Source organism: Kitasatospora sp. NPDC056651, from assembly GCF_042792155.1.
Lineage (GTDB): Bacteria > Actinomycetota > Actinomycetes > Streptomycetales > Streptomycetaceae > Kitasatospora.
Genome location: NZ_JBHTWX010000176.1, coordinates 1 through 5,862, shown reverse-complemented (window position 1 = coordinate 5,862; position 5,862 = coordinate 1). Strand labels below are relative to the sequence as shown.

Here is a 5,862-nt window from a genome sequence, read left to right as displayed (position 1 = left end):
ATTTGCACCACATATCCCCGCGGTCCCCCCGCCCCCCCGGCCCGGTATGTCCGGTCGGCGGCCGATCGGCTTTCACGGGGATCTCCGCGCGGTCAGGGCGACTCGGGGCCGTTCTCGGCGGCGGGGCCGTCGGTCTCGGTGACCGGGGCCTCGGCGGCTCCGGAGCCGTTCACCGGGGCGGAGGCGGCGTGGGCGCCGGCCGGCCGGGGCTCCTGCGGCGCCGAGGGCTCGACCAGCCACTCCGGGTTGCTGTGCCGCCGCCACCACTGCCAGGCCACGACGCCGCTGCCGATCGCCAGCAGGCCGGCCACGGCGAGGCCGGTGGCCAGGCGGTTGCAGCGCTCCTTCCTGGCGTTCCGGGCGGCGAGCTCGCTGATCTCGGCCGAGCTGACGTTGCCCTGGAGGGCGGTCAGCGCGGCGGCGCCGCGGGCCTGGGCCTCCTGGGCCATCGGGCCGACGGTGGTGCGGGCCTGATCGACCGCCTGGGCGACCCTGGGGCCGACGGTGGCGCGCGTCTGGTCGGCGGCCCGGGTGGCGGACAGGCGGGCCGCCAGAGCGGCCTCCTGGGCCCGGTGGAGGGCCTTCAGGGTGTTCTGCTGGGCCTCTGGCGACAGACTGGCGAAGGCCTGGCCGAACTGGGGGGCCAGGTGCCGGTCGTACTGGACGCGGAGGTTGTGGGCGGCCTGGGAGGCCTTCGGGCCGAAGGCGTCCAAGGCCGGGCCGAGGCGCTGTTTGGCGCCGTCCGCGAACTGTGCGGCGGTGTCCCGGGTCCTGGTGGCCGTCTCTCGGGCCGAATCCGAAAAGCTCACGAGTCTCTCCTCCTGGGTGGCGTCCTTTATGCACATATCCACCTGAATGCTGATCATGCATCCTGATTTGTCGGGAGGCATGTCGGGATGGGCCGGGCGTGGGCCCCCGCGGGGCGGCCAGGGGCGGCCAGGGGCGGCCAGCGGCGGGGGAGCGGGGTCGGGAGCGGCGGGGCGGCAGTAGGCTGGCGGCTTCGGAGGTCGTGTACGGGAAGGGGACCCCGCTGATGCTCCCGGACGAGTCGCGGTCGTCGGCCGATCGGTCCCCGGAGGCCGGACCGCCCGGCTGCCACCGGCACCCGCAGACCCCCACCGGGATCTCCTGCACCCGTTGTGAGCGGCCGATCTGCCCGCAGTGCATGGTGGCCGCCTCGGTGGGCTTCCAGTGCCCGGAGTGCGTCGGTGCCGGTCACGCCGGGGCGCGGCAGGCGACCACCCGGTTCGGTGGCGCGCCGACCGCCGACGGCGGGCTGGTCACCCGGGCGCTGATCGGGATCAACATCGTGGTCTGGGTGCTGGCGGCCTACGTGCTCACCCCGCGGCTGGGCCAGACCTGGTCGCTGTTCAGCGCCGGACGGGACATCCTCGGCGGTCCGGCGGGGATCGCCGACGGCCCGCACCAGTGGTACCGGCTGCTGACCGCCACCTTCCTGCACCTGGAGTGGTGGCACGTCGGGATGAACATGCTGGTGCTGTTCTGGCTCGGCCCGTCGCTGGAGCAGGCGCTCGGCCGGCTGCGTTTCCTGGCCCTCTACCTGCTCTCCGGCCTGGGCGGCAGCGCCTTCGCCTTCGTGGTGGCCGGCGACTGGATGAACTCGGTGGGCGCCTCCGGGGCGATCTTCGGGCTGATCGGCGCCACGATCGTGATGCAACTGCGGAACCGGGGCCCGCTCGGCCCGGCGATGGCGTTCCTGGTCTTCAACCTGATCGTCACCTTCTCCCGCCCGGGCATCGACTGGCGGGCGCACCTCGGCGGGCTGCTGCTCGGCTCGCTGACCGCGGCCGGCCTGATGTACGCCCCGCGGGAGCGTCGCGGCCTGGTCCAGGCGCTGGCGGTGGCGGGTGCGGTCGCCGTCGAGGCGGGGATGCTGCTGACCGGGATGGCCCTGTACGGGGCCTGACCTCTCGGACGTTTGTCCACAGCGGGTGCGGGGCTGTGCACAGGCTGTGCGACCACCCGGTGGTGGACTGTTGTTCTACGCGTGTCCTGCTGTGCGGTCCTCCCGTTTCCGGGCGGTTGTGCACAGCTGTGGAAAGCCGCGGCCGGAAAAGTTATCCACAGGCTGGGGGGACTTTTCCCCAGTGTGGATAACCATGTGGATAAGCAGGACAGTCTGATGATGGGGATGACCGGGCGGCCCTCCGGCCGCCTCCGGACACGCCTGACCGCCGCCTCGGGTCGAGCGGTCCGAAGCGGCGGGGAGCGGCTCGAATCCGAGCCTCAGGACGGTCGGGCCGTCACTTCCACTGGGTGGAGACGCCGAAGCCGGCGGCGATGAAGCCAAAGCCGACCAGGATGTTCCAGTTCCGCCAGCTCTCGACCGGGTAGCTGCCGCTGGTCACGTAGTAGGTGACGATCCACACCAGCCCGATCAGGAACATCGCCAGCATCAGCGGCGCGACCCAACTACGGCCCGAACTGATCTTCACCGTGGCCGTGGTCGGCGGGGTGTAGTCGGACTTCTTGCGGAGTCGGGACTTCGGCACGAGGAGCTCTCCTGTCGATGCGCTGTGAGACCGCGCGGACGTGCAGCGGGCGAGTCTGCCGGCGCCGACTGCGGGGAGAACGCCCTGGGGACCGCTCCGCCGCATGCCACCGGCGTCCGTTAGCGTAGTGGCTCGGCGGGTCTTGAGGAGATAAGGGTACGGTGACTAATTTGTCGATTCCCCCTGAGTCGGCCGGTACCCGCCGCTCCGGCACCCGAATTGTCGGACGTGCCCTGACCTGCGCCGTCTTCGCGCTCGCCGGTCTGCTCTTCTACATCAGCGCGCAGACCGCCCGCGGCACCGACCTGCGGACCGACAACTCGCTGCTCAGCCTCGGCGACGTGGTCCGCCAGCGCAGCGCGCAGAACCAGCAGGCGCAGTCCCAGCTCGCCGACCTCCAGGACCGCGCCCAGGAGCTCACCGAGCAGCAGGGCCACGACCCGGCCGACGCCGCCCAGCTGGGCGGGCTGCGCTCCGGTGCCGCCCTCGAGGCGCTCCAGGGCGGCGGGCTGACCGTCACCCTCAACGACGCCCCGCCGAACGCCACCGCCCGCATCCCCGGGGTGCCCGAACCCGGCGTCAACGACCTGGTCATCCACCAGCAGGACATCCAGGCCGTGGTCAACGCGCTGTGGCGGGGCGGCGCCGAGGGGGTGCAGGTGATGGACCAGCGGCTGATCTCCACCAGCGCCGTCCGCTGCGTCGGCAACACGCTGCTGCTCCAGGGCCGGGTCTACTCCCCGCCGTACGTGGTCAAGGCCGTGGGGAAGACCGACGCGCTGCGCTCGGCCGTCGAGGCGGACCCGACGATCCGCAACTACCTCCAGTACGTCCAGGCCTACGGGCTGGGCTGGAAGGTCCAGGAGAGCGGGGAGCTGACCCTGCCCGGGTACTCCGGCACCACCGAGCTGCGCTCCGCGGACGGACGGCAGTAACGGACCTGCCCCGCGGCCGCGGGTGGCGGGTCTACTCTTGACCCCAGTCCGCTACGTCGAGGGAGCACCATGTACGGCTGGATCTGGCGTCACCTCCCGGGTAACACCCTGGTCCGGGCCGTCGTCTCGCTGCTCCTCGTGCTGGGGATCGTCTACGTCCTCTTCACCTACGTCTTCCCGTGGGCGGAACCGCTGCTCCCCTTCGGCGACGTCACGGTGGACGGCGGCGGCGACGGCGCCGCGGCCGGCTGAGCCGCCGGGCCCGGCACCCCCTTCCAGCACCGCACCCACGGAGACCACGCGCGCATGACGACCCCGCCGACCCCGCCCCGCATCCTGGTGGTGGACAACTACGACAGCTTCGTCTTCAACCTGGTGCAGTACCTGTACCAGCTCGGCGCCACCTGCGAGGTGCTGCGCAACGACGAGGTGACGGTCGACCACGCCGTCCGCCGCGACGGCGCGGAGGGCTTCGACGGCGTGCTGCTCTCCCCCGGACCGGGCGGCCCGGAGGAGGCCGGGGTCTGCATCGACATGGTGCACCACTGCGCGCGGATCGGGCTGCCGGTGTTCGGCGTCTGCCTGGGCCTCCAGTCGATCGCGGCCGCGTACGGCGCGGTGGTCGGCCGGGCACCGGAGCTGCTGCACGGCAAGACCTCGCCGGTCGAGCACGAGGACGGCGGGGTGTTCGCGGGCCTGCCCTCGCCGCTGACCGCGACCCGCTACCACTCGCTCGCGGTCGAGCCGGCCACCGTACCGGCCGAGTTGGTGGTCACCGCGCGCACCGAGAGCGGCGTGATCATGGGCCTGAGGCACCGTGAACTGCTGGTCGAGGGTGTGCAGTTCCACCCCGAGTCGGTGCTCACCGAGGGCGGGCACCGGATGCTCGCCAACTGGCTGGCGGAGTGCGGCTTCCCCCAGGCGGTCGACCGGTCGGCCGGGCTCGCCCCGGTGATCGGCCGGGGCTGACCGGCGTGACCGCGCTGCGTCCGGACGGGCGCTTCCAGCCGGAGGCGGATCCGTACGGCACCATGCAGCAGTACGGCGGGCACCGGGACGACGGCTCCGGCGGCGCGCCGCACCAGCCGGGGTACCCGGTGCAGGCCGTGCCCGAGGACGCCTGGGGCGTGTACGAGCAGGCCCAGGAGCCCATCGTGGACGGGCCCGAGTACCCCTGGCTGCCCGACCAGACTCTCCAGCTGCGGCTGCCCGCCGACCTCGGCACCGGCGCGCCGACCGACGAACCCGCCCCGCCCACCGGAGGCCGCGCGGAGCGCCGCCGTGCCGCCCAGGGCCGCACCTCGCTGCGCTCCGGCAACGGACGGCGCCGCGCGAAGAGCCGTGCGGCCGGGCGGGCGCGCCCCAAGGAGTCCCCGCTGGTGGTGGCCGCCCGGGGCGTCGGCGAACTGTGCATCACGCTCGGCCTGGTGATGCTGCTCTTCGTCGCGTACCAGCTCTGGTGGACCAACGTGCAGGCCGACGCGGCCGCCGACGGGGCCCGCAACCGGCTGGAGCAGCAGTTCGACGCGGCGCCGCCGCCCGCGCAGCCCGGGCAGCCGGCCCCCGACCCGAACAAGCCCGAGGTCTTCGAGCCCGGCAAGGGCTTCGCCATCGTCCACCTGCCCAAGCTGGGGCTGAAGTTCCCGATCGCCGAGGGCACCTCCAAGTCGGCCGTGCTCGACAAGGGCCTGGTCGGCCACTACGCGGGCACCGGGATGCCGGCCGACAAGGCGGGCAACTTCGCGCTGGCCGCCCACCGCAACACCCACGGCGAGCCGTTCCGGTACATCAACGAGCTCGGCAAGGGCGACAAGATCGTGGTGGAGACCGCGGCGGGCTACTACACCTACGAGGTCACCGGGGGCATCCCGGAGACCTCCCCCAACAACGTGAGCGTGATCAAGCCGGTGCCGAACGGCGCCGGGTACGCCGGCCCGGGCCGCTACATCACGTTGACGACCTGCACCCCGGAGTTCACCTCCAAGTTCCGTCTCATCGTTTTTGGCAAGATGATCGAGGAACGGCCGCGCGCCCAGGGCAAGCCGGCCGCGATCACGGGCGGGCAGTAGCCGCCCTGCCGCCCGGTCCGGAGGGGGAGCAGCGCAGATGCAGGACGACACGGAGCAGTCGGCCGTACCCGTGGAGGAAGCCTTTCCGCCGCCTCCGCCCCCGGGCGGGCGGAGGCGGAGCCGGGCGCTGGTCGCGCTCGGGGTGTTCGGCGAACTGCTGATCACGATGGGCCTGGTGCTCGGCCTGTTCGTGGCCTACTCGCTGTGGTGGACCAACGTGCAGGCGGACCGCTCGGCCTCGGAGGCCGCCGACCGGCTGCGCGGCAGCTGGGCCGCGGGCCCGACCGCCGGCCCGCCGGCCGCGCCCGGCACCGCCCCGGCCCCCGGGGCCGGCCCGTCCGCCGG

The 5,862-nt window shown here is 73.0% G+C and carries 7 protein-coding genes and 1 pseudogene; 6 read left to right on the top strand and 2 right to left on the bottom strand.

What is annotated here, in order from left to right:
* Positions 1-92 precede the first annotated feature (92 nt).
* A complete protein-coding gene (locus ACFRAR_RS37160) occupies positions 93-809 on the bottom strand; it encodes a DUF5324 family protein (RefSeq protein ID WP_380704597.1) in 717 nt (238 codons plus the stop codon).
* A 224-nt stretch (positions 810-1,033) separates the two neighbouring features.
* Here ACFRAR_RS37160 and ACFRAR_RS37155 point away from each other — a divergent pair, with 224 nt between their 5' ends.
* Entirely contained in the window at positions 1,034-1,927 is an 894-nt protein-coding gene (locus tag ACFRAR_RS37155) for a rhomboid family intramembrane serine protease (protein ID WP_380704595.1), read from the top strand.
* Between the two features lie 337 nt (positions 1,928-2,264).
* On the opposite strand, the gene crgA is transcribed toward ACFRAR_RS37155, so the two are convergent.
* A complete protein-coding gene (gene crgA / locus ACFRAR_RS37150) occupies positions 2,265-2,513 on the bottom strand; it encodes a cell division protein CrgA (protein WP_380704593.1) in 249 nt (82 codons plus the stop codon).
* A gap of 170 nt (positions 2,514-2,683) precedes the next feature.
* On the opposite strand from crgA, the gene ACFRAR_RS37145 reads away from it, so the two are divergent.
* The 5 genes and pseudogenes from ACFRAR_RS37145 to ACFRAR_RS37125 all read left to right on the top strand — a co-directional run.
* Entirely contained in the window at positions 2,684-3,448 is a 765-nt protein-coding gene (locus ACFRAR_RS37145) for a DUF881 domain-containing protein (RefSeq protein WP_380704591.1), read from the top strand.
* Positions 3,449-3,517: 69 nt separating this feature from the next.
* On the top strand, positions 3,518-3,700 hold the full coding sequence (locus tag ACFRAR_RS37140; protein ID WP_380704589.1) for a hypothetical protein: 183 nt from the start codon (positions 3,518-3,520) through the stop codon (positions 3,698-3,700).
* 54 nt (positions 3,701-3,754) lie between these two features.
* Positions 3,755-4,417 (top strand): aminodeoxychorismate/anthranilate synthase component II, encoded by a 663-nt coding sequence (locus ACFRAR_RS37135; protein ID WP_380704587.1) that lies wholly within the window; start codon positions 3,755-3,757, stop codon positions 4,415-4,417.
* Between the two features lie 5 nt (positions 4,418-4,422).
* A complete protein-coding gene (locus ACFRAR_RS37130; RefSeq protein WP_380704585.1) occupies positions 4,423-5,517 on the top strand; it encodes a class E sortase in 1,095 nt (364 codons plus the stop codon).
* A 37-nt stretch (positions 5,518-5,554) separates the two neighbouring features.
* Positions 5,555-5,862: pseudogene (locus tag ACFRAR_RS37125) on the top strand (hypothetical protein); the annotation flags it as partial.